26 protein-coding genes and 1 pseudogene are annotated in these 22,850 nt (G+C 46.8%); 16 read left to right on the top strand and 11 right to left on the bottom strand.

Annotated elements, in window-relative coordinates; all coding sequences use genetic code 11:
• Positions 1 to 112, bottom strand: a 112-nt coding sequence (locus RIC07_RS07960; protein WP_446394069.1) for a helix-turn-helix domain-containing protein, incomplete at its 3' end; no start/stop codon positions are given.
• Between the two features lie 167 nt (positions 113 to 279).
• On the opposite strand from RIC07_RS07960, the gene RIC07_RS07965 reads away from it, so the two are divergent.
• A complete protein-coding gene (locus tag RIC07_RS07965; protein WP_446394052.1) occupies positions 280 to 1,650 on the top strand; it encodes a serine/threonine protein kinase in 1,371 nt (456 codons plus the stop codon).
• Entirely contained in the window at positions 1,647 to 1,820 is a 174-nt protein-coding gene (locus RIC07_RS07970; protein ID WP_446378101.1) for a hypothetical protein, read from the top strand. Before RIC07_RS07965 ends, RIC07_RS07970 begins: the two co-directional genes overlap by 4 nt.
• Here the strand turns inward: RIC07_RS07970 and RIC07_RS07975 are convergent.
• Complete coding sequence (locus RIC07_RS07975; RefSeq protein ID WP_446394053.1) at positions 1,794 to 1,937, bottom strand: hypothetical protein; 144 nt, start codon at positions 1,935 to 1,937, stop codon at positions 1,794 to 1,796. The genes RIC07_RS07970 and RIC07_RS07975 overlap by 27 nt on opposite strands.
• 39 nt (positions 1,938 to 1,976) lie before the next feature.
• Here RIC07_RS07975 and RIC07_RS07980 point away from each other — a divergent pair, with 39 nt between their 5' ends.
• From RIC07_RS07980 to RIC07_RS07990, 3 genes are all read left to right on the top strand, one after another.
• Positions 1,977 to 2,306, top strand: coding sequence for a DUF6825 family protein (locus RIC07_RS07980; protein ID WP_446394054.1), 330 nt, complete (start codon positions 1,977 to 1,979; stop codon positions 2,304 to 2,306).
• A gap of 319 nt (positions 2,307 to 2,625) precedes the next feature.
• Positions 2,626 to 4,329 (top strand): ABC1 kinase family protein, encoded by a 1,704-nt coding sequence (locus RIC07_RS07985; protein ID WP_446394070.1) that lies wholly within the window; start codon positions 2,626 to 2,628, stop codon positions 4,327 to 4,329.
• Positions 4,330 to 4,363: 34 nt separating this feature from the next.
• The gene (locus RIC07_RS07990; protein ID WP_446389433.1) at positions 4,364 to 5,092 is read left to right on the top strand and encodes a Stp1/IreP family PP2C-type Ser/Thr phosphatase; all 729 of its coding nucleotides are present in this window, start codon (positions 4,364 to 4,366) and stop codon (positions 5,090 to 5,092) included.
• A gap of 10 nt (positions 5,093 to 5,102) precedes the next feature.
• Here the strand turns inward: RIC07_RS07990 and RIC07_RS07995 are convergent, their stop codons facing one another.
• On the bottom strand, positions 5,103 to 5,501 hold the full coding sequence (locus RIC07_RS07995; protein ID WP_446394055.1) for a DUF1816 domain-containing protein: 399 nt from the start codon (positions 5,499 to 5,501) through the stop codon (positions 5,103 to 5,105).
• Positions 5,502 to 5,678: 177 nt separating this feature from the next.
• On the opposite strand from RIC07_RS07995, the gene RIC07_RS08000 reads away from it, so the two are divergent.
• Positions 5,679 to 5,921, top strand: coding sequence for a hypothetical protein (locus RIC07_RS08000; protein WP_446394056.1), 243 nt, complete (start codon positions 5,679 to 5,681; stop codon positions 5,919 to 5,921).
• 40 nt (positions 5,922 to 5,961) lie between these two features.
• On the opposite strand, the gene RIC07_RS08005 is transcribed toward RIC07_RS08000, so the two are convergent.
• Together RIC07_RS08005 and RIC07_RS08010 are read right to left on the bottom strand one after the other, a co-directional pair.
• Complete coding sequence (locus tag RIC07_RS08005; protein ID WP_446394057.1) at positions 5,962 to 6,546, bottom strand: endonuclease dU; 585 nt, start codon at positions 6,544 to 6,546, stop codon at positions 5,962 to 5,964.
• Between the two features lie 252 nt (positions 6,547 to 6,798).
• On the bottom strand, positions 6,799 to 8,439 hold the full coding sequence (locus tag RIC07_RS08010; protein WP_446394058.1) for a protein kinase domain-containing protein: 1,641 nt from the start codon (positions 8,437 to 8,439) through the stop codon (positions 6,799 to 6,801).
• 285 nt (positions 8,440 to 8,724) lie between these two features.
• Here RIC07_RS08010 and RIC07_RS08015 point away from each other — a divergent pair, with 285 nt between their 5' ends.
• From RIC07_RS08015 to RIC07_RS08040, 6 genes are all read left to right on the top strand, one after another.
• Positions 8,725 to 9,000: a hypothetical protein gene (locus RIC07_RS08015; RefSeq protein ID WP_446394059.1), complete on the top strand. Its 276-nt coding sequence runs from the start codon at positions 8,725 to 8,727 to the stop codon at positions 8,998 to 9,000.
• 99 nt (positions 9,001 to 9,099) lie between these two features.
• A complete protein-coding gene (gene pheT, locus RIC07_RS08020; protein ID WP_446394060.1) occupies positions 9,100 to 11,550 on the top strand; it encodes a phenylalanine--tRNA ligase subunit beta in 2,451 nt (816 codons plus the stop codon).
• A 42-nt stretch (positions 11,551 to 11,592) separates the two neighbouring features.
• Complete coding sequence (locus tag RIC07_RS08025; RefSeq protein ID WP_446394061.1) at positions 11,593 to 11,862, top strand: YciI family protein; 270 nt, start codon at positions 11,593 to 11,595, stop codon at positions 11,860 to 11,862.
• 630 nt (positions 11,863 to 12,492) lie between these two features.
• Complete coding sequence (locus RIC07_RS08030) at positions 12,493 to 13,506, top strand: GAF domain-containing protein (RefSeq protein ID WP_446394062.1); 1,014 nt, start codon at positions 12,493 to 12,495, stop codon at positions 13,504 to 13,506.
• Positions 13,507 to 13,627: 121 nt separating this feature from the next.
• Positions 13,628 to 14,407: a nickel pincer cofactor biosynthesis protein LarB gene (larB, locus tag RIC07_RS08035; protein ID WP_446374721.1), complete on the top strand. Its 780-nt coding sequence runs from the start codon at positions 13,628 to 13,630 to the stop codon at positions 14,405 to 14,407.
• A 281-nt stretch (positions 14,408 to 14,688) separates the two neighbouring features.
• On the top strand, positions 14,689 to 15,765 hold the full coding sequence (locus RIC07_RS08040; RefSeq protein ID WP_446394063.1) for a calcium/sodium antiporter: 1,077 nt from the start codon (positions 14,689 to 14,691) through the stop codon (positions 15,763 to 15,765).
• Between the two features lie 202 nt (positions 15,766 to 15,967).
• On the opposite strand, the gene RIC07_RS08045 is transcribed toward RIC07_RS08040, so the two are convergent.
• Positions 15,968 to 16,162, bottom strand: a complete 195-nt coding sequence (locus RIC07_RS08045; RefSeq protein WP_446394064.1) for a hypothetical protein — start codon at positions 16,160 to 16,162, stop codon at positions 15,968 to 15,970.
• A 49-nt stretch (positions 16,163 to 16,211) separates the two neighbouring features.
• Between RIC07_RS08045 and RIC07_RS08050 the strand changes: the two genes are divergently transcribed.
• Entirely contained in the window at positions 16,212 to 17,126 is a 915-nt protein-coding gene (locus RIC07_RS08050; protein ID WP_446394065.1) for an alpha/beta fold hydrolase, read from the top strand.
• A 131-nt stretch (positions 17,127 to 17,257) separates the two neighbouring features.
• On the opposite strand, the gene RIC07_RS08055 is transcribed toward RIC07_RS08050, so the two are convergent.
• The 5 genes from RIC07_RS08055 to carA form a co-directional block, all read right to left on the bottom strand.
• On the bottom strand, positions 17,258 to 17,545 hold the full coding sequence (locus RIC07_RS08055) for a DUF1816 domain-containing protein (protein WP_446394066.1): 288 nt from the start codon (positions 17,543 to 17,545) through the stop codon (positions 17,258 to 17,260).
• Positions 17,546 to 17,618: 73 nt separating this feature from the next.
• Positions 17,619 to 18,605 carry a 23S rRNA (guanosine(2251)-2'-O)-methyltransferase RlmB gene (gene rlmB / locus RIC07_RS08060; RefSeq protein ID WP_446394067.1) on the bottom strand — a complete coding sequence of 329 codons (987 nt, stop codon included), beginning with the start codon at positions 18,603 to 18,605 and terminating at the stop codon, positions 17,619 to 17,621.
• Between the two features lie 25 nt (positions 18,606 to 18,630).
• The gene (locus tag RIC07_RS08065) at positions 18,631 to 19,098 is read right to left on the bottom strand and encodes a Mini-ribonuclease 3 (RefSeq protein ID WP_446374808.1); all 468 of its coding nucleotides are present in this window, start codon (positions 19,096 to 19,098) and stop codon (positions 18,631 to 18,633) included.
• A 129-nt stretch (positions 19,099 to 19,227) separates the two neighbouring features.
• On the bottom strand, positions 19,228 to 19,593 hold the full coding sequence (locus RIC07_RS08070) for an STAS domain-containing protein (protein ID WP_071777234.1): 366 nt from the start codon (positions 19,591 to 19,593) through the stop codon (positions 19,228 to 19,230).
• Positions 19,594 to 19,755: 162 nt separating this feature from the next.
• Positions 19,756 to 20,904: a glutamine-hydrolyzing carbamoyl-phosphate synthase small subunit gene (carA, locus tag RIC07_RS08075; RefSeq protein WP_446394068.1), complete on the bottom strand. Its 1,149-nt coding sequence runs from the start codon at positions 20,902 to 20,904 to the stop codon at positions 19,756 to 19,758.
• A gap of 457 nt (positions 20,905 to 21,361) precedes the next feature.
• On the opposite strand from carA, the gene RIC07_RS08080 reads away from it, so the two are divergent.
• The 3 genes and pseudogenes from RIC07_RS08080 to RIC07_RS08090 form a co-directional block, all read left to right on the top strand.
• Entirely contained in the window at positions 21,362 to 21,487 is a 126-nt protein-coding gene (locus RIC07_RS08080; RefSeq protein ID WP_446394072.1) for a hypothetical protein, read from the top strand.
• Positions 21,448 to 22,576, top strand: a pseudogene (locus tag RIC07_RS08085) (IS1634 family transposase); the annotation flags it as partial. The gene RIC07_RS08080 and the pseudogene RIC07_RS08085, both read left to right, overlap by 40 nt.
• A gap of 140 nt (positions 22,577 to 22,716) precedes the next feature.
• Positions 22,717 to 22,850, top strand: a 134-nt coding sequence (locus tag RIC07_RS08090; RefSeq protein WP_446394071.1) for a DUF4277 domain-containing protein, incomplete at its 3' end; no start/stop codon positions are given.

Consider the following 22,850-nt stretch of genomic DNA (forward strand, 5'->3'; position numbering starts at 1 on the left):
GCTCACAAAGAGCATAGTTGTAGACCCTACGACATTGTTCTAACCACTCAGCAAAAGTGGCTATTTGGGCGGAAGTTGGCTTTAATTTAAACTCGTAAATCAGATTAAACACTTGCTCGACCTTTTGCAATGTTACTGATAGTATACTACATTGTTGGCTGAGTGTTATCCGGATTATTTGACTGGCGAATAAATTCGCTACCTAGACGGTTTGCTCGGTTTCATCTCCGGGCTATAGAGCGCAGGAGCCTTCACCATCGCTTCTATCGGTAAATTTTTATGAACTTGACGGCAGAACGGGGCTTAAACCAAGGGAAATATGTTCTCAGTACCCAACTGGGTACGGGTGTTTTCAGTCTTACCTACAAAGCAACCGATACAGAGTCCGGTCAGTCGGTTGTGATTAAAACCATAGGGGAAGCGCTGCGCCAGCATCCCAATGTTAATCAATTCAAGCAGCAATTTTTAGACATTGCCAAACGCTTGAACTACTGCCAACATCCTCATCTGGTTCGCGTCCTCGACTATTTTGAGGACAAGGGATATCCCTATCTGGTGATGGAATATATCCCTGGACAGACATTGGCAGACGTTCTGCAAGCGGGTTCCTTGCCAGAGGCTGAGGCGATCAACTATATCCGTCAAATCAGTGATGCGGTAAAGGTTTTACACCAAGTCGAATTACTACACCGAGATATCCAACCCAAAAACATTATTCGGCGTCAGGATAGCGATCGCGTTGTGTTATGTGAAGTTGGGATGCTCTATGAGTTTACCCCAGGCATCAAACAAACCTACGCCAGTCTCCTGTCTGCTGGCTATGCTCCTCCAGAAGACAACACCTTGGCAAACACAGCGACACGGCAAACTGATATCTATGCCTTAACCGCCACATTCTACTGCTTACTCACCGGATGTCCTCCCTTACCCGCACCTGTGCGACAGAGGTTATCAGCCAAGGGAAACGATTGTCTATTTTCTTCACTCTCTCAGCCGTCGCCGTCTAAATTGAGTCCCACCATTCAACAAGCATTACAGTACGGTTTAGAACTCATCCCCAACAACCGTCCCCAAACGATAGACACTTGGCTAAAGCAGCTTCCCCTTCAGGAGTCTGTTACTATCCCTGAGCCAATCATCACTCAGCCAGTGGAAAACCAGCCAAAGTCAAAAGTAGGTTGCCTACCTGGCAAGTCCAAGGTTAACACTGTGCTATCAAGGGGAACAAAGAGTCAACACTCAACTTTGAGTCAGGGCGGGTTTTGTACAAACGTTACCATCAATAGCGAAACCAAATTCCCTAAACCCGCCCCTACAAACCCGTTTCCCGATGAGCCTAGCGTTGGGTCAAAGACGCGCCATGGCACGTCTCTACATTCAACCCTCAAAACGGCTAAAACCAAAGCTTCAATACCGTTACAAGCCTTGTTCATGACCGGAGCGATCGCGGCGTCAGCAGGCATTGGATTCGGCTGTGCTGTACGACTCAACCAACCGGGCGAACCCGGATCAACGATTTTGCATACCCAACAAACCTTTCCTCCCCGTAGCGATTGGCCCGTTTCCGAATCTCAACAATTTGTTAGGGAACAGGGAACCCTTCAACTTCGTTCAGGGCAGGCAGGGAACAGGGAACAGAGAATGTTTTGAAAAACCCATCAAAAATCATCCGCACCGACAAGTGGCAACTTAACCCGACTTCTGAACAGAAGGTTTTGTTCGGAGAAACAGTTAAGGTGTATCGTCGGTTTTGCCGATTTTTGACGGGTATCGTTTTTACTCACTGGGACAAGCTAGTGCAAGAAGGCAGAAATAACTGAACAGCTAATATCTCCCCCCGCTTCCCCTGCTCCCTCTGCTCCCCCTGCTTCATCGTATCTACGAAGCTGCTCAAGTATTTTTATGCCCGCTGCACTAGCAGGTGGAGTGAGCTTCATGCGTTATAATTTGTTACGAATACCCAAACCATCTTCCCAATGAGCAATCCAGTCATTCATGCCTTTTTTGTAGGACGATCGCTAGCTCACACTCTGGGCGATCGCGTAGAAGACTCCTTAACGAATGCTCTTAGCGAACTTGGCAAATTTGATGCTGAACAGCGAGAGCATTTGCAACAGTTTACTGAGCAAGTCATGGAAAGGGCGCAACAGGAAATGGAAATCGCCATGGGCGATCGCTCTTCTAGTACGACTGTTTCGACTGGTTCTCAATCCGTTGATCTACAAGCTACTATTGACGAGTTACGAGCTGAAATTGCTCGCTTGCGGACTGAGCTACAGCTCTATCGCAATCAATCAGTGACTTGATTTGAGTGATACTGGAGGTGTTTCCCTTTTCCCTTCACCCGTTACAGCTTTTCCCAATCCGCTTCTGGAATCTCCTCTATCCCTAGGGTACTTTTTCCTTGAAGCCTTGGATCTATATGCCTTGGAGCCATCTGCCTTGTCTCTACCAAAAAGGGGGTAGTCACCCCAGATTTGGTATTACAGATACTCGCTTAGGGTGTGCTTAGCTTTCAAAGATTTTGAATTTTTATTAAGATTAAGAGGAGACCATCATTCAGGAATCTAGGTGTCTGCTGTTTCTGATAACTATGTCAACCTCAAACAATATAAGGAACGCCAGGTGTCTAGCCAACGTTCCCTAAGAGGGATAAACCAAGACAAGGCATATCGTTGGAATCGGGAAAACTACTCCCGACATCGACGATTTGTCGATATTTGGACATTTGTTTTAACCCTCCTCTTCCAGTTGTGGCTCAACGGCAAACCTTGGAGCTATCCAGGGGGCATGACCGATGCAAAACAGGCGGCTCGTCGTAAGACACAGGCAATCTGGATTCGAGATACGTTTTTAGAGTTAGGTCCAACCTTCATCAAGGTGGGACAGCTATTTTCAACTCGGTCTGACTTATTCCCTGGTGAATATGTAGAGGAACTGTCTAAACTACAGGATCGTGTCCCCGCTTTTAACTATGATCAAGTTGAGGCAATTGTCAAGAAAGATTTAGGGAAATCTGTAAGTGAACTCTTTGACAATTTTGATCCGATTCCTCTAGCAGCAGCCAGTTTAGGACAAGTCCACAAAGCTCAACTCCACAGTGGAGAAGAGGTCGTGGTCAAAGTACAACGACCGGGCTTGCAGAAACTGTTTACGATAGACCTACAAATTCTCAAGGGGATTGCCCGTTACTTCCAAAATCACCCCGATTGGGGTCGAGGTCGAGACTGGATGGGCATTTATGAAGAATGCTGTCGCATTCTTTGGGAAGAGATTGATTATCTTAGTGAAGGTCGCAATGCCGATACCTTCCGCCGCAATTTCCGCACCTACGATTGGGTAAAAGTTCCTCGTGTCTATTGGCGCTATACCTCAAATCGAGTCTTAACCCTAGAGTATGCTCCAGGAATTAAGATTAGTCACTACGAGGCACTAGAAGCTGCTGGATTGGATCGGAAACTGCTGGCTCAACTAGGGGCAAAAGCTTATCTACAGCAGTTACTCAATGACGGTTTCTTTCATGCCGATCCCCATCCCGGCAATATTGCGGTTAGTCCGGAAGGCTCATTGATCTTCTATGATTTCGGCATGATGGGGCGGATTAAGGCAAATGTCAGGGAAGGGTTGATGCAGACGCTCTTTGGCGTTGCCCAAAAAGATGCCAGTCGAGTGGTCGAGTCTCTAGTCGCATTGGGTGCCTTGTCTCCGGTTGATGATATGGGTCCGGTGCGGCGTTCGATCCAGTATATGCTGGATCACTTTATGGATAAGCCCTTTGAACAACAGTCGGTGAGTGAAATTAGCGACGATCTCTATGAAATTGCCTATGGTCAACCCTTTCGCTTTCCGGCAACCTTCACGTTTGTGATGCGAGCCTTTTCCACCTTGGAAGGAGTGGGCAAGGGCTTAGACCCAGAATTTAACTTTATGGAAGTGGCAAAACCTTTTGCTCTGCAAATCATGACTAACGGTAATAGCCCTGAGGGTAATACATTCTTGAATGAATTGGGACGCCAAGCGGCTCAAGTGAGTAGTACGGCGTTGGGATTACCTCGGCGGATTGAGGATACGATTGAAAAATTAGAACGGGGAGATATACGTCTACGGGTTCGTTCGATCGAGTCGGATCGGATCTTGCGCCGCATGAGTAGCATTCAGATAGGAACAAACTATGCGTTACTACTCAGTGCATTCACATTGTCAGCTACGATCTTATTTGTTAATGGTCAAGTCGGGCTGGCATTAGTTGTGGCGTTAGTCGCCGCCGCGATCGCTTTTGCCCTAATTCGTTTACTCCGAAGGCTCGACCGATACGATCGCATGTTATAACTCCCATAAGGTTATTGACGCCAGCACAAACTTTATGAAATGTCGCTTTACGGGTCTCACTGACCCGGGCTTAATTCGTACCGTAAACCAGGACTATTACTACATCGATCCGAAGGGACGCTTTTTCATTGTCGCCGACGGCATGGGCGGTCATGCTGGGGGACAGGAAGCCAGCCAACTGGCTACAGAGGTCATTCAGGCACGTTTAGAGCGGCAATGGCTAGAGTCAGTCCCTTCGGAAACGTTACTGGAACAAGCCCTCTACGACGCTAATCAGGCAATCTTAGAGGATCAAAAAAATCATCCCGAACGGGCAGATATGGGCACGACGGCTGTCGTGGTCATCTTCCGTAAAGGTCAGCCTTGGCTGGCTCATGTGGGTGATTCTCGCCTTTATCGATGGCGACAATTAAAACTCGAACAAATGACGGATGACCATACCTGGGTAGCACGCGCCATGAAAGCTGGGGATCTGACTCCAGAACAGGCGCGAACGCATCCCTGGCGTCATGTGTTGTCTCAATGTCTAGGTCGCAAGGACTTACAGTCAGTTGATGTCGAGTCCATGGAGATTCAGTCAGGAGATTTCCTGCTCCTTTGTACCGACGGACTGACTGAGGAACTCTCGGATACCGCGATCGCGTCCCATCTCCAGTCCAATGGGGATGGCGAAGAGATCTCGGCTAACCTAATTGCCGCCGCCAAAGAAAAAGGCGGACGGGACAATATCACCGTGATTCTAGTCAAAATTGACGCGATCTGACCCAGAGAGCTTAAAAAATTGTTAAATTGTCGGGTTTGCACCATTTAACCGTCACGGCGATCCCTTGAGCGCCCTCTTGTTCTAAATCCTCAATGTAACCTGCTTCATAAGACGCGGCTTCTTCTGGACTATCAAAGGGTCCAAAGTAGTAAGTGACCGCAGGTTCAGCAGTGACAATTTCTATCCACCAAGCGAAGGAACTCTGAACATCTGTGTTAGGAGTTAGGCTTCGTATGCTGACAATTTTGCCCCCTAATTGGGAAATTCTCCGCATCGTTTGGTTCATGCGGCTGTACGGAACTCTGATAAAGACAGAACTACTCCGACGAATGGGGTAGTTGAGGGTGTCGGTAGCTGCACTCTGACGCAAACCGACGACTTCATAAATAAAATAACGATTATCCAACAAGATACTACCTGTTAAGCCAGCAACACTTGAGATGAACAGTTCTAACTCCCCACCCTAATCAGACTATAGTTAGGGGATATCAGAGACCGGGGGTAAGGTTGTTATGGGAGCAATTGTGAACATCGCCCCATTGAACCTATAACCACCATCAGTATTAGTTATCAGATCCCCAGAGGATTGTCACTATTTTTTTCTAGAGAAGGGGTGCCGGGTGTCGGGTATCGGGTATCGGGTGTCGGGTATCGGGTGTCGGGTATCGGGTGTCGGGTGTCGGGTGTCGGGTATCGGGTGTCGGGTGTCGGGTATCGGGTGTCGGGTGTCGGGTATCGGGTGTCGGGTGTCGGGTATCGGGTGTCGGGTGTCGGGTATCGGGTGTCGGGTGTCGGGTGTCGGGTGTGGGGAATAGCCACCAAGGGATAAAGGGGGTGACAAAGGCGGATTTGGTATTACCCAATTAATCCTAAGCCGAACTGCTACTTTCGCCCTTAACCACAGCCGCACCGATTAGATGAGCTAAACGTAAGGCTTCGGGGACTTTACCACAGTCCGTTACACGCTCTAGAACCGATGCGATAACTTGGGGATTCGCGCCACAAACCTGAAAAAAGAAAGGGGGATAAGCATGAATGGTTCCAGCGCGTTGGAGGAGGTAGAGACGCTGTTCAGGTTGAGGTAAACGATGAATTGCCTGTTTGACTGCTTCTACATTAGGCATACGCCGCATGAGAGACACACAGGGAAGACTCAGGCGATCGCAAAGCTGGGGCAAGTCTATCAAATTAAAGCCACCAAAACCAATACCATCCAGCAGTAAAACATGCAGTTGGGGTAAGAACTTCCGTCCAACTAATAGCTGAACAATCCTATCCGTCGCATCCCAGCCGTCTCGTTCCACCTCTCCCCAAACCATCCCCTCGAAGCGCGTTCCTGCACAAACCACTCCCGCAATGGACACGTTGGCGCTGGCATGACGAGAAAACGGTGCGTCGTCAAAGCCAATGACGCGAATGACGCGATTGAGTCGAACAAGATCATCAAGTTCCATACAGTTCCATTGAGCCAGCTAATACCAATGTTACGGTACTGATATTAGTTCAATGAGAAATGACATAGCTTACTTCTTTTCGGGAGCGAGTAAGTCGGTTGGTGGAAATAAACTTAACTAGATTAAGTTATGTCAACAAGCCTTAAACCCTTACTGTTCCCTGTTCCCTGTTCCCTGTTCCCTAATCTCCACCGCTAACTTTAATTGTGTCTACCTACTTATGACAAATGACGAATGACAAAGGACAAATAACTATGACCAAAGACCTCGCTTGCCATTCGGCATAATTGTTGCCCAATTCGTTTTAGCTAAAGCTAACTGTTCCTCCGTAATTTTGGCATTGGCAAGATTCGCGCCACAGAGATTTGCCCCCTTAAGATTGGCATGATTCAGATAAGCAAAACTTAAATCTGCCCCGCGTAAATCTGCCCCCTCTAAATCCGAATTACTCAAATAAGCCCGTCCTAAATTGGCATCTCGCAAATTTGCCCGAGTTAAGCTTGCCTGACCAAAATCAGCACTGGATAAATCAGCACCTTGTAAATTAATGCGAGTTAACTTGGACTGGTAAAAAATCCCGCCAGATAAATCCGATTTTTGTAAATCTAACCCACTTAAATCATGGGAAGCAAAATCTCTCCGACCTTTCATATATGCCGTTAACACACCATTAGCATCAAGCTTTTTGGGTCTACTGGTAGCAAAACTTTGGCTCGATGGTATATTCCCTGTATGAATTTCTGTCACTGACCTCGATATAAATTGACTGCGGGGATTACCATTACCCATGGTGTTGGGAGAACCTGGACGACTACGTTCCCGTCGTTCACGACGCTTACGAATCGCCGCCGCTAACTTCTGGGTCGCCGATGAAGGAGAGGAAGGAGAACTGGGCGAGTCTACCTCTTGAACTTCGGTGGAATTGCCATTTGTATTTGTATTCGATAGCCCAGAGGTTGGCATTGCCATTCCTTGAACCAAACTATCAAAATAAGGTTCTAAGTCCAGCGCTCTGAGAATCTCTTCTGCCGTTTGATAGCGATGACGAACAGAAGCCTCCAGCATTTTTTTCAACACAGTCGCAAAATGATCGCTGACTTGCACAGATTTACGCCAGACCATTTCACCAGTTGAGGGATTGTAATCTAAATCTTTTGGCGATTTTCCGGTGAGTAAATATACGCTAGTTACGCCGAGAGCATAAATGTCACTGGCATAAACGGGTCGCAATGCCATTTGTTCCGGCGGAGCAAAACCGGGAGTCCCAATGGCAAAATTTGTCAAGGCGGTTTGATCAGAGGTATTGGCAACGGCGGCTTGGTTGACTTCATCTTTAACCGCCCCAAAGTCAATCAAGACCAGTTTTCGGTCTTGCTCTCGTCGAATTAAATTAGCCGGTTTGATATCCCGGTGGATCACCTCTTGGCTATGGATATATTTAATCAGGGGGAGAACTTCACTCAGAAATTGCTTGACCCCGGCTTCTGAGAGGGGACCACATTGTTTAATTTCTTGCTGTAACGTCAGTCCACTAATATACTCCTGTACCAAATAAAACTGCTGATTGTCTTGAAAAAAATCCAACAGTCGGGGAACTTGAGGATGATTACCAATCTTGCCGAGGGTTCTGGCTTCTCGCTCAAATAGCTTTTGAGCCATTTCCAGAACCTGTGATGTGGTTGTTGCGGGACGAAGTTGTTTAATGACGCAACTGGGATTGCCAGGAAGAGACTCATCTCTGGCTAAAAACGTAGCGCCAAATCCGCCTTGACCTAGGGTTTTTAGCACACGATAGCGATTTCGCAACATAATAGGATGACCACACGCCTGACAGCTAGTGACGTGCAGCGGATTTTTGGGCTGAGGACAGTCAGGATTTAGGCAGTAGCTCATTCAGCATCACCAATGGGGCGTTTGTCCGGGCTAGGACGAAAGCTTTCTCAATTGTGATCGAAGCACCCGGCTTATCTATTAAGATCTATAGTTGACTTTAGTGGGAAACGCACCGCCGAATGCACCCTCGCTTTGGTAAGCCTTGGTAAGCAATCTTATCTATCTACAGGATATCTTAATTTACCCTGTCGTTTAGGCACAGATGCCCAAATAACGCACTGATTTGAGTCTTTTTTGGATAAAGTCTTGATAAAGATTGTCCTCTGTTTGTGAAGAATTGGTAAAGTGTGGCAAGTCGGGGGAGCAGGGGGAGCAGGGGGAGCAGGGGAAGCAGGGGGAGCTGGGGGAGCTGGGGAAGCAGGGGGAGCAGGGGGAGCAGGGGGAGCTGGGGGAGCTGGGGAAGATGGGGAAGATGGGGAAGATGGGGAAGTTAACTCAAAACTCTACCTTACCTATTGCCTATTGCCTATTGCCTATTGCCTATTGCCTATTGCCTATTGCCCATTGCCTATTCCCTGTTCCCTGTTCCCTGTTCCCTGTTCCCTGACGAATGACCAATGACCAATGACCAATGACCAATGACCAATGACAAATCGGGTATAGTGAGATCAACAGTAACGGAACTGCATCTAAGCTTAGGTCGGTAAAAGCAAGAAATTAATGCGTATCTCTTTAAATTGGCTGCGGGAACTGGTGGATGTGACCCTAGCTCCCCAAGAAATTGCGGAAATTCTCACCAATGCTGGATTTGAGGTTGAGGATATTGAGGATCAGCGGCAGTTAGCCGATGGCGTAGTTGTGGGGAAGGTTCTGGATGTGCAACCCCACCCTAATGCCGATAAGCTGAGAGTCACTCAAGTGGATGTTGGAGACGCCAATGATCCAGTTACCATTGTCTGTGGCGCGGCTAATGTCCGGGCAGAGGCTTATGTCCCTGTAGCCACGGTAGGGACTTACCTGCCCACGGTGGATTTGAAAATTCGCTCCTCCAAACTGCGGGGGGTGCGTTCTGAAGGGATGATTTGTTCCTTGGCAGAAGTTGGCTTGGAAAAAGAGTCGGACGGAATTCACATCTTTGAGGCACAGACGCTACAAGTGGGGAGTGATGCTCGTCCTCTCCTGGGACTTACGGATGTGATCCTGGATTTGACCGCAACGGCAAATCGGGCGGATGCGTTGAGTATGGTTGGGGTGGCTCGTGAAGTCGCCGCACTGACAGGTGCATCTTTGAACCTGCCCAAAACGCCAGAATTGACGATTCCTCAAGGTACTGGCGGGTTGACGTTGAAAATTGCTGACCCGAAAGCTTGTCCTGCTTATATTGGTACAGTTATTGAAGGCGTGAAAATTCAACCATCGCCAACCTGGTTAAAACAGCGTTTACAAGCCGCAGGTGTACGACCGATTAATAATGTTGTGGATATTACCAACTATATTCTGTTGGAATGGGGTCAGCCTCTCCACGCCTTTGACCGCGATCGCTTACAACAAGTAGCAGGGGACAAATCCTTAACCATCGGGGTTCGCTTTGCTAAGGGCGAGGAATCGCTCACCACTCTAGATGGTCAATCCCGCACTCTTCATCCCCAAACTCTGTTAATTACCGCCAATGATCGCCCCGTAGCGCTGGGAGGCGTGATGGGCGGAGAGGAAACCGAAGTCTATGATGGAACAGAGAATCTGGTTCTGGAAGCCGCCCTGTTTGAACCCGTTGCCATTCGTCGTTCAGCCCGCTCTCAAGGCTTACGCACGGAGGCATCCACCCGTTACGAACGGGGCGTCAATCAAGCGGAATTAGGCATCGCCGCTAAACGAGCGATCGCGTTAATCCAAGAACTCGCCCAGGGTAAGCCGATTGTCCAAGAAGTAGCCGATACCCGCCCTGATCCAGACAGTTGGGTGCGCTCGATTGAGTTACGCCTAGAACGTGTAAATCAGGTATTAGGTCCAGTGGATTTGGGTGATGAGATTGGTGACATTCAGCCCGATGATGTTGAACGCATTCTCACGGCGTTAGGATGTCAACTTCAGTCCGTGGAATCCGACGAGGCGGTGAAATGGACTGTCACGGTTCCCCCCTACCGCTACCGAGACTTAGAACGGGAAATCGACCTGATTGAAGAAGTTGCCCGTCTCTACGGCTATGATAAGTTTTGTGAAGATTTACCCCCGAAAACCGAACCGGGTTATCTATCGATTGACCAGGTTTTAATCCGCAAGATTCGGGAAGCCTTCCGTGCGGCTGGATTAACGGAATTGCTGCAATATTCCTTGGTTAAACCGGAAGAAAAAGAGGAGCAAATTAGCCTATCGAATCCTCTATTTGTGGAATATTCTACCCTGCGGACGGATTTACTCTCAGGATTGATCGAAGTCGCCCAGTACAACCTCGAACAAGGGAATGGGGTATTGAATGGGTTTGAAATCGGGCGAATTTTCTGGCGCGACGAAGACGGATTTGCCGAAAGCGATCGCGTGGCGGGAATTTTGGGCGGTGATCCTAGTCAGGGGAAATGGACGAGAGGCGGACAAGATGCGCCGATGAGTTGGTATGAAGCTAAGGGAATCATCGAAAGCGTGTTTGAACGCTTAGGATTAACCGTGGAATATCAACCCGATCGCCAGGATTCGCGTCTGCATCCAGGGCGTACTGCTTCTTTATGGATACAAGGCGATCGCTTGGGCAGATTTGGGCAACTCCATCCCCAACTTAGAGCAGAATTGAGTTTACCCGATGAAGTCTATGGGTTTGAGTTAGACCTAGATGTCATGTTAAATGCTCTTGTCCAAGATGAAAACTTGACGCCGCGATTTGCCGTCTACTCCACGTTTCCAGCCGCAGACAGGGATATTGCCTTCTTTGTACCCGATACTGTCTCAGTCGCCGACATTCAACGCACCACTCAACAAGCCGCCGGAACCTTATTGGAATCGGTGCAATTATTCGATGAATATCGCGGGGAACGAGTGCCACAAGGACAGCGCAGTCTAGCTTTCAGGTTAATTTATCGCGCAGGCGATCGCACGCTGAAGGACAAAGAAGTAGAATCCGCCCACCAGAAGGTTCGAGACGCCTTGTTGGAAAAATTTGGTGTCAGCCTGAGAAGTTAAGTCGTCGTTTGTCTTATGTCATTTGTTCACAGTTGATTGGTTATGCCTAAATATGTAATGTGGGGAAGCTATTGTGAGGATGTATTAGAAAAACGCGCTCCTCATCGTCAAGCACATCTGGATGGTTTGACCCAACAAAAAGAATCAGGAGTTTTAATCACTATTGGTCCAACCAAAGATGTGACCAAAGTGTTTGGTATTTATGAAGCTGAAAATGAAGCCACTGTGCGCCAACTGATTGAGGCAGATCCCTATTGGCAAAATGGAATTTGGACAGAGTACGATGTGAAAGAATGGATTCAGGCATTTTAGGGTAAGTAGGTGGACACAATCAAAGTTAGCGGTGGAGATTAGGGAACACCTCAGCTTACCTCGACTTCGCTCGGCAACACGCTCAGTAACACGCTCGGTAACACGCTCGGTGTGTCACAGGGAACAGTAAGGGTTTGAGGCTTGTTTACATAACTGAATCTAGTTAAGTTTATTTCCACCAACCTACTTAGCCGCGACGTGAGTCCAGAAAACCCATAAAATCTTTGACAGCAGTTTCTGCTAGGATTTTCCATTGTTCTATCGGTTGACATCCTCACTTAAAACTTAGTTGATGCGCTGTCCTTAGCAGGCTCCATGGCTCAACCCACAAGTTTCAGGACATAAGGTTGTATCAAGATCGCTTTGCTTTACATTTGTTCATGGGTTGATCGGGACTCCATCTGCAACCCATGGAAAGCTGAACAAAAAAATGACAAACTTGACCAGAGTAAGCAACAACTCGCCTAAACTCATTATTGGGGAGATTAAGCAAATTCTGGTAGAAGTTAGAGAACATCCTCAATTCCACCCCAAACCAAGGGAGTGAGTCTGTCTTATGGCTTTCTCCCTTGCAGAGGGTGAAGTCTTACAGGATTTGAGTGCAGGTGCATTGAATGGATAGAGGTACAAATGAGCGATCGCAACAAGTCCTACGAACAACTCATGGCAGAAGTGGCATTACTACGCCGACAAGTGATTAAACTGAAAATGACTAAAATGGCGTTTGATGCCCAACATCAGCTCATGAGAACCTTTGCCACAACCTTGCAAGCGGCGAGGGGGACACTGATGGTTAGAGCTATGTTGCAACAAATTGTGACAATTGGCACTAAGCTAACTCGTGCGGAATCCAGTAGTTTGTTCTTACTTGATGCCCATGGCGTTGTCACCGAAAGTATTCTAGCTCGTGGTGCGACGCTACGAGGACAAAAGCAACGGCTGATTGGTCAAGTATTGGATAAAGGGTTAGCGGGTTGGGTCTATCGTCACCGTAAACTGGGACTCATTACTGATACGATCGAGGACGAGCGTTGGTTGACCTTACCCAATCAACCTTACACCGTTCGCTCCGCCCTTGGCGTTCCGATTTTAATGGGTAAAGAAGTCTTAGGAATTCTCACATTAACTCACTCCCAACCCGGACATTTTAGCCCGGAATCGGCTCATCTAATGCAAATCACAGCAGAATCCATGGCATTGGTGCTTGACAATGCTCGACTCTATCATGAACGTCAGCAGCAAGAACTGGACTTAGAATTAAAGCAGTCTCAACAGAAAACAACCGTTCAATCTCGTCAAAGTGTAACTCAACCCTTCAGCGAGAAAGAATTTTCCCGAATTGGCATGTATATCCTGTTTGGGGAAGGGAATTTTCTATACGTCAATCCCAGATTAGCCGAAACTTTTGGCTATACGTTTGGAGAACTGATCTCATTAGAATCTGTTCTTGAACTCGTATGCTTAGACAATCGTAAGTTTGTTGAACAACAAATTTATAGCTGCATTCAGGGTCAAACTAAGAATCTGTACTGTCGATTCAAAGGACAGCGTAAAGATAGGAGTTTGATTAATGTGGAAGTTTATGGAAACCGAACTAAACTTTACGGTCGGTTTGTTATCATCGGGGCACTCCGCGTAATTTGACTATAATAAAAAAAATCGCTATTGGTTAAAATAATCTATGTAAATACAGCCTAAAATCATCCTTAACCCCAGCTTTATGGTTGTTAAAAAAAATAATAACACTTTAATAGTTGAATAAATCATGACTCAACCTCAAGCCATAAAAACTTTGCTCGAATCAGTGGCTGCTGGCGAAACAAGTCCGGCAGTTGCTTTAGATAAACTAAAACATTTTCCCTTTGAGTCCGTTAGTAACTTTGCTAAAGTTGACCATCATCGCACCTTGAGAACAGGTTTCCCAGAGGTCATTTGGGGTTTAGGTAAAACACCTGACCAAATTGCTCAAATTATGGCAGCAATGCGACAACGTAATTCAGTGGTGATGGCAACTCGCATTGATCCTGATGTGTTTGCCCAACTCCAAGTTACAGTCCCTGATATCCACTATTATCCCACTGCCCGGATTTGTGCGATCGCGCCGGAAACTATTCCATCCAATTTTCCAGGAACGATAGGAATTATTTGTGCGGGAACCTCTGACTTATGGGTTGCTGAAGAAGCAGCAGTTACGGCTCAACTGTGTGGGTTTCAGGTACAGCGTCTCTGGGATGTGGGTGTAGCGGGACTCCACCGCTTGCTGAGTCATCAACAGGTCATTGCTGAAGCCAATGTGCTAATTGTCGTAGCCGGGATGGAAGGGGCGTTACCTAGCGTTGTTGCGGGTTTAGCTGATTCTCCAGTTATTGCAGTTCCTACGAGCATTGGCTACGGTGCAAGTTTTGGCGGACTTGCTCCTCTTTTAACCATGCTTAATTCTTGTGCGCCAGGAGTAGGTGTCGTGAATATTGATAACGGTTTTGGTGCGGCAATTCTAGCGGGTCAAATTATGCGGACGGCGCAGAAGTTATTAAGGGAACAGTGAACAGTGAACAGTGAACAAAAAAATGCGTTTACTGTTACAATTAAGACTTTGAGTAAAAACTTGCACCAATAAACCTAAATCTTAATTAAGGAAAATTTAAAACTAATTCCTTGAACACTCAAGTTTAGCTTATCCTAATTGAAGTCTTGAATAGGTTTTCCAAAATAGAGTTTGATAGTAGGTTATTCTGATTGATAGAGGCATCGCTACCTGAGCCTAACTTTGACATTAACGTCATCAACCCATACCCTGTGATCTGTTCCCACACCGGATAAACCCTGATGGATGCCATCACTATATTAGTATTAATTAGCGGCTTTGTTTTGTTGATCGCCGGAGCCGAAATTCTGGTACGGGGAGCATCCCAATTAGCTGTAGCTGCTGGACTTTCACCCTTAGTTGTCGGATTAACGGTTGTTGCCTATGGCACCAGCGCTCCGGAATTAGCCGTATCTGTACAGTCTAGCTACGCGGGACAAGCAGATATTGCCATTGGTAACGTTGTTGGCAGCAACATTGCCAATATTTTGCTAATTCTAGGCAGTTCCGCCGCCGTTGCCCCGCTGATTGTCTCGCGACAGTTGGTGCGACTTGATGCGCCTGTAATGACTGGAGTATCGTTGCTGGTGTGGTTAATGGGGTGGGATGGTAAACTGAGTCGGGGGGATGGGATTTTCTTGGTTATGGGCGCGATCGCTTACACTCTATTTACCCTCTACCAAGGACGTCGGGAAAGCCAAGCCCAGGAAGGCGCATCAGAAAGCAATAATCAGCGCTCTCGCCGAGGGATCTATCAGATCTTACTCAACCTAGGCTTAATTATTGTTGGTATAGGAATGTTGGTAGTGGGGTCAAACTACCTGATTAAGGGTTCTGTAGATGTCGCCCAAGCATTTGGGATAAGCGAATTGATTATTGGCTTAACCATTGTTGCAGCCGGGACTTCGCTACCAGAAATTGCCACGTCAGTTGCTGCGGGTATTCGAGGTGAACGGGATATTGCAGTTGGTAATGCAGTTGGCAGTAATATTTTTAATCTCCTATTGGTGTTGGGAGTATGTAGTGTTGTTGCACCTGACGGCATAGCTGTATCAATGCCTGCTTTAAATTTTGACATTCCGGTCATGATTGCTGTCGCTGTCGCTTGCTTGCCAATTTTCTTTACTGGCTATTGTATTGCTCGCTGGGAGGGAATTCTGTTTCTGGCATACTACGTCGCTTATACGATGTATTTGTTTCTTAACGCAACTGAACATGATGCATTGGAGGAATTTAGCGCGGTCATGCTCCTGTTCGTTATGCCGTTAACTCTTATAACACTGCTTATTCTGGCGATTCGTTCCTTCCGCAAAACTTGATGTTTGATGGGAGAAGTGTTGAGTGTGTAGGGGCGGGTTTAGGGACTTTCTGCTTGACTATTGATAGTAACACTTGTGCAAAACCCGCCCTGACTAAGTGTTGAATTTTGACCCTTCACGACCTTCGAGGACATGGTTTTGCTGCTCTCCCCTGCTCCCAGACGCGCCATGGCGCGTCTCTACCAGGCTCCGCTGCACTGCACTAGCTGCGCCAATCCGGGAATTTACCTTGAAGACAAGCCGCAATTTCCGGTGTCCACTGTTCTTCTAAGGTTATTAGCCATTCCTCGAACTTATCATCTGTAGCTAAGGGTACAGTCTGGTATTGTAATTTAAGGAAGGCTTTTTGAGTTTGGGTCAATTTGGAGGATTGGAATTGATGCAATTGTGAAGACATAACTTGAATCGAACTTAATCAATCGTTATGTCAATTGTCATCCGCCACAATGCTGATCGTAAACAGCATTTTTACGGATTTTTCAAGAACGTTTGTGGAGGAGTTTACAGAATTGTTGATAGGTAAAATCTCGCAACCTGTTCAACTTAATGTTTACTGTCAAGGTCAAGGCTTTCCAATTCTCTGCCTGCACGGTCATCCGGGATCGGGGCGTTGTATGTCGGTTTTTACCGACCACCTATCTCAACGATTCCAAACCCTGTCTCCTGACTTGCGCGGATATGGTCGCACTCGTACCTTAGAAGCGTTTCAGATGAGCGACCACCTGATAGATTTGGAGGATATGCTGAACCGCTTCGGGATCAATCGTTGTTTGGTTCTCGGCTGGTCTCTAGGGGGAATTCTCGCCATGGAATTAGCGCTAAGGCTACCTGAGAGAGTGAGTGGTTTAATTTTGATTGCCACAGCCGCACGACCTAGAGGAAATCATCCGGCGATCGCGTGGCAGGATAATCTCTATACCGGGATCGCCTCTATCTTGAATCGCGTCTCTCCAGGATGGCGGTGGAACATTGAAACCTTTGGCAAGCGATCGCTCTATCGCTATCTCATCCAAAACCATAGTGCAACGGCTTACCAGTATTTGGCACAGGAAGCCTTAGTCGCCTATCTGCAAACCTCTAAGGCGGCGACTGATGCCCTTAACCAAGCATTGAAAGCAAAATACAATAGACTGGCTGACTTAGAACAAATTCAATGTCCTTGTCTGGTATTAGCGGGAGAAGCGGATCGCCACATTACCGCTCAATCGAGTCAAGAAACGGCTCAACATTTACGAGAATCTGAGTGGCGTTGCTATCCTCATACGGCTCACCTGTTTCCGTGGGAAATTCCCAATCAGGTACTCCGTGATATTGATGATTGGATTCAACGCCACCCTCAAGTTGTTGATCTCAAGGGTTGACACTCCCCCTTTTAGGACTTTGCTGGCGAATGTTACTGGCATAGCGTGAAATCCAATAAAATCGTTAGCCGCTCTAACGTATTTCGGTCATTCTAGGGCAGAATGTTAAATTCGCCAGCAGTATCGACGTTCTAGGAAAGGTTTCCACTGAACACTGGTATTTTTGCACTAATCCTTAACTCTTCTGACTCTTCGTCAAAAATCGTCAGGTTAGTCGGTTTGCAGCGCATGATATTTACAGAAATCCCTTGAGCGCCTTCATTTTGTAAATCTTCAATATATCCCCCTTGAGCGGATTCGGCTTCCTGTTTGCTGGAGAATGGACCGAAATAGTAGGTGCATTGGGGATCATCTGTGACGATTTCTACCCAAAACGCCAAGCCTAAAAATTGGAGACTGTTGATCAAAACTTCTTTCATGTTCATTACCTACGTCGATGGGATGCTATGTGGTCTTGTTAATTTCCAGTTGTTTACATTTTGTTATACTACTTTACGTTTCCTTTTTCCAAGAATTTTTGCTGAGATCGTCAAAATACAGGGGATTGACCCAACGCTGACGATAGGTTTCATACAACGTCATGGCGGCGGCAACAGAAGCGTTGAGGCTAGGAGTCTTGCCATACAAGGGAATCGAAACCAACACATCACAGCAGCGTTGAGTCAAGAGACTTAGACCGCTACCTTCTGAACCAATAACTAATACTATCGATCCATTTAAGTCAACGGTGTGTAGTAGTTTACCAGCGTCAGCACAAGTCCCATAAATCCAAAATCCAGCGGTTTTCAGTTCCTCTAAGGCACGACTCAGATTGACGACTCTGGCAATGGGCAAGGTTTCTAATGCGCCGGCTGCTACTTTCATGACGGTGGAAGTAACGCCTACAGCTCGTCGTTGGGGAATCACTAAACCTTGAGCGCCCAAGGCTTCCGCAGTACGAATAATAGCACCTAAATTGTGGGGATCAGTAATCCCATCACAAACGACGATCACAGGGTATTGGCTGGTGGATTTGGCAGCTTCAATTAAATCCCCTAATTCTTTGTAAGAGTAAGGTGCTACTTGAGCCGCCACACCTTGATGATTAGCCCCTTGAGTAACTTGGCTGAGGCGTCGCGAATCGACTTCATCAATCACTGTACCATTGGCTTTAGCTTGCAGCAGTAATGAGTGAAAGCGATGATCGTAGCGTAACTGCGGCAGAATCCACACCCGATTAAGCTGACGTTGATTTTCCAGGGCGGCTAGGACAGGGTGGCGTCCATAAAGTAAGTCAACATCTTCTGACAAAGTGGACTCAGATTCCGTTGGTTCTGGCGGCGACGGTTGGGGATCATAGCGACGTTTTAGAACAGGTTTATCCGGGGAGCGTTGATCCCTGGAGAATTTACCTTTAGAGGAGGGACGGCGTTGGTCACGTTGAAACTTCCCTCGCTTTGGCTTGCTAGAGGTGTGAGAGCGGCGATCTTGATTAGCCATAATTTAATTAAAGTGTGCTGATGATTTAAGGGGTATCGAGTTCCAAATAAGCCAATAACTGAGTCAGGCGTTGGGGATCAGTCAGATACAGATATCCCAGTAATGTTTCTAAGCTGGTGGCTTGTTGATAGATTTTGCGATTGAGGCGTCGTGACGTTCCGGTCGCCGCATTTCGTCCACGTCGCAATAGTGTCAATTCGGGTTCAGTGAGATAAGGTTCGAGCGATCGCAGCGTATTCGCTTGACTTTCGGCGCGGACTTGAGCCACTACTTGATCATGATAATCACATAAACGTTTAGGGGGAAGTAAATAGTGACGGCGGATATAGAGTTCATACACAGCATCTCCCAGATAAGCCAACGCCGCCGGTGAGATCTGTTGGATTTGGCATTGGGGATCGGCAGCAGCATTCAATTGCCGAAATCGGGCTTCTGTGCCAGAAAGGGCTGAGTTATTGTCTGTGCTGTTTGCCGTCTCTTCCTGCTGCTCCATAAAACTCGGACGAAATGAAAGGCAGTTTAAATGCCCGCCCCTATTTTATCGTAAAAGGCAGAGGGCAAATAACGGGAAATCCCCTGCCAGACTGTCAGGGGATGAGTGCCACAGTTTTCCTGTGTTCAATTATTTTTTGACGTTATCCAAGGCTTCATCAACCGATGGTTGAAGTGAGAGAAATTTTTCTAGACGCACTAGCTTCACCGTTTGAGTCACACGGGCATTGGTGACAATTTGCAATTTTCCCTCAGCCGTTTGAGCCTTTTTCGCTATACGCACTAAAGCGCCTAAGCCCGAACTATCCACGAAATCGATCTTTGAGAGATCCAAAATAATATTTTTCGGTCCCTCATCGACACATTTACCAATCACCTTCCCAAACGTTGGTTCTGAGAAGGCATCTAACAATCCAGTCAGACGGAAAAGTTGATAATTACTTTTGACCTCACGAGTCCCTCTTAAGCTGACTGTCAGGTTGAGTTGCTCAGGAATAACACCCTCCTAGCTGTACTTACACTAAACGATTCAACATGGGTTGGTGATTTACCAGCGATTAAGCTATTCGATAGTATAGCGAGAAGTTTACGGATCATCCACATAGAGCGGGGTGGGCTTGGAAATAACCCACCTTATCCCCCTTGCCTTCTACCTTCTTCAAGTAGGGGCTTTGTGCGATCGCATGGATTCGACAAACTGATCAAACAAGTAGTCGGCATCATGAGGACCCGGACTCGCTTCTGGATGGTATTGCACCGAGAAAAATGGTAGCGTTTTATGACGCAATCCTGCCACAGTCCGGTCATTCAGGTTGAGGTGCGTAATTTCCACATCCGCCCCTAAGGACTCAGAATTGATAGCAAATCCATGGTTTTGGCTAGTAATTTCTACCCGTTGCTTTAACCCAGCCGGGTGATTTAACCCACGATGTCCAAATTTTAGCTTAAAGGTTTCAGCACCCATGGAAAGACCTAAGATCTGGTGTCCCATGCAGATGCCAAACAGGGGTTTTCGGTGTTCTAACAAAGCTTTGGTCGTTTCAATCCCGTCCCTCACCGCCGCTGGATCACCCGGTCCGTTGGAGAGGAAAATACCATCGGGGTTGTACTTAAGAATGTCTTCCGGGGATGTATCCGCTGGCACCACGATCACCCGACAACCATAGCTGGCTAAACGCCGCAGAATGTTGCGTTTGATGCCAAAATCGATCGCCACTACCGTTAAGGGTTCACCCGCCGCCGATTCCGCCGAGGGACGAAACTCCCAATGATTATCCGTGGTTTCAGACCACTCGTAAACCGCTTTGGTGGTCACTTCCTGCACCAGATTTAACCCTGCCATATTCGGCGCGGCTTGCACTTTTTGTAGCAATTGTGCGGGATCAAGAATTTCTGTGGAAATACCGCCATTCATCGCCCCGGTTGAGCGCAGTTTGCGAGTCAGCGCCCTGGTATCAATCCCATAAATTCCGGGAATCTTGTGTTCCTTGAGGTAATCGGGCAAAGACTGGGTTGAGCGCCAATTACTGGGACGCCAACAAATATTTCGGGCGATCGCACCCCGGATCTGAGGATGGGTGGATTCTTCATCCTCTGGATTAACTCCGGTGTTTCCCAGTTCGGGATAGGTAAAGGTGACAATCTGACCACAGTAGCTGGGATCAGTTGCCACTTCTTGATACCCCGTCATGGCGGTGTTAAAGACAACTTCTCCAATCGCCGTACCTGAAGCGCCGAAAGACCAACCCGGGTAGGATGTTCCATCCGCCAGTACCAGAAGCGCTGGTGTAGCTGCTGAAATAGGCATAAGCAGTTTTTTGTTGATGGTTGGTTGATTTTTTTCTAAGAGTACGATAACTCGAACACTCAACTGAGACGTTATTATCCCATGGCAATGGAAATACTGGCGAGGATTGGTGGCAGCGATCGTGAAAATTCCCCCGACTGAATCAGTCTGGGGGAAGGAAGCTATGAGGAAATTTGAAGGGAAATGAGCATTACTAGGGCGTCGATTTCACCTGGATGGTTGAAATGCTAACCGCCTTCACCGTAATGCCACCTACACCAAACATTCATGAATGGATGAAGGTTACTAGAGTGTGACTTTTATAATCGTGGATTGCCCACCGCCTGAGCAAGATCAGTTGTCGTCTGCCTTCGGATCAGCAAAATTGATCTTGATTTTTTAGCCATCATAAGATAAAGCGTAAAGGCTAAATCATCCGTCATAATAAAAATAAATCGCTCAAGAGCTTTTTGAGCCTATGTCATCTTGCGATCGCGTCGTCATTCTGTTTATTTCTGGCACCTTAGCCTTAACCACAGGTGCTTGTAGTCGTCTGAAGTTCGATTGGGATTGTCTGGGACAGATGAAGATGAACTCTATATAGCCATGGATTGGCTCCTGTCTCGGCAAGAGGACATAGAAAAGAGTTTGGCAGCTATTCATCTAGTAGAAGGAACATTAGTCCTCTATGATGTCAGCTCAACATATTTTGAAGGAAAGACTTGTCCTTTGGCAAAATTCGGATATAATAGAGACAAGAAAAAAGGCAAGCTGCAAATAGTATTTGGATTATTATGTAACGCCCAAGGATGTCCCATTTCTGTAGAGGTGTTTGAAGGAAATACAGCCGACCCCAGTACATTAACCCAACAGATAGAAAAAGTCCGCACTCGGTTTGGATTAAAGAAAATAATCTGGGTGGGAGACAGGGGAATGATAACACAAGCCAGAATTAGAGAAGACCTGAAGGAAACAGCAGGAGTAGATTGGATCACCGCCCTGCGTTCAAGCCAAATCCGGAAACTGGTGAACCAGTCGTACATTCAGCTCTCTCTATTTGATGAAAAAGATCTAGCTGAAATTACCTGTGAAGACTATCCTGGAGAGAGATTAGTCGCCTGTCGGAATCCCTTGTGACGCGAAGAAAGAAAAAGGAATCGCGAAGAGTTATTGCAAGCCACTGAGCAGAAATTAGATAAAATAGTCAGCGCCACATCACGGAAAAGATGCCCATTAAGGGGTGAAGCTGACCCTTCGACTTCGCTCAGGGTCAGCACCGAGCGAAGTCGAGGTGCCGAAATTGGACTGAAAGTGGGTGAAGTAATCAACAAGTATGGTGTGGCGAAACATTTCAAAATTCAGATAACTCCCGATAGCTTCTCTTACCAAAGAAATAGTGAAAGTATCAATGAAGAAGCCACATTAGATGGCTTATATGTGGTGAGAAGTTCCGTACCAGAAGAAACATTGACAGCTCTTATAGACTGTCAAAGCTTATAAAAGCTTATCCAAAGTTGAGCAAGCATTTCGCAGCTACAAAACAATTGACTTAAAGGTACGTCCTATCTATCATCGCACCAGTGATAGAGTCAAAGCCCATGTTTTCTTATGTATGTTGGCTTACTATGTGGAATGGCATATGCGTCGATGTCTAGCTCCACTTCTTTTCGATGAAGATGATTGGGAAAATGCTCTTACCTACATTCCGCAGATATTTCAACAGAATTCATAGCGATGAAATTGAATAAATTAAATCCCAAAATGTTTGCCCAGCAACTGTTTCAGGCGTTTTTAAGGTAAAATAATGGAGTCAAAGACTAAGAGGGAAAAAGCATGAAAGAGAGTCAGGATACGCTAAAAATTGAAAATTTAGACCATTTAGGAATAGTGGCGGGAATAATAGATGAGATGGGATTGGTGGAAGAAGTGAATAAAATAGTAGGGATAAAAAAGAAAGAAACTCTTAG

Origin of the sequence: Coleofasciculus sp. E1-EBD-02 (assembly GCF_040218245.1) — a bacterium.
In the GTDB taxonomy this organism is placed as follows: domain Bacteria; phylum Cyanobacteriota; class Cyanobacteriia; order Cyanobacteriales; family Coleofasciculaceae; genus Coleofasciculus.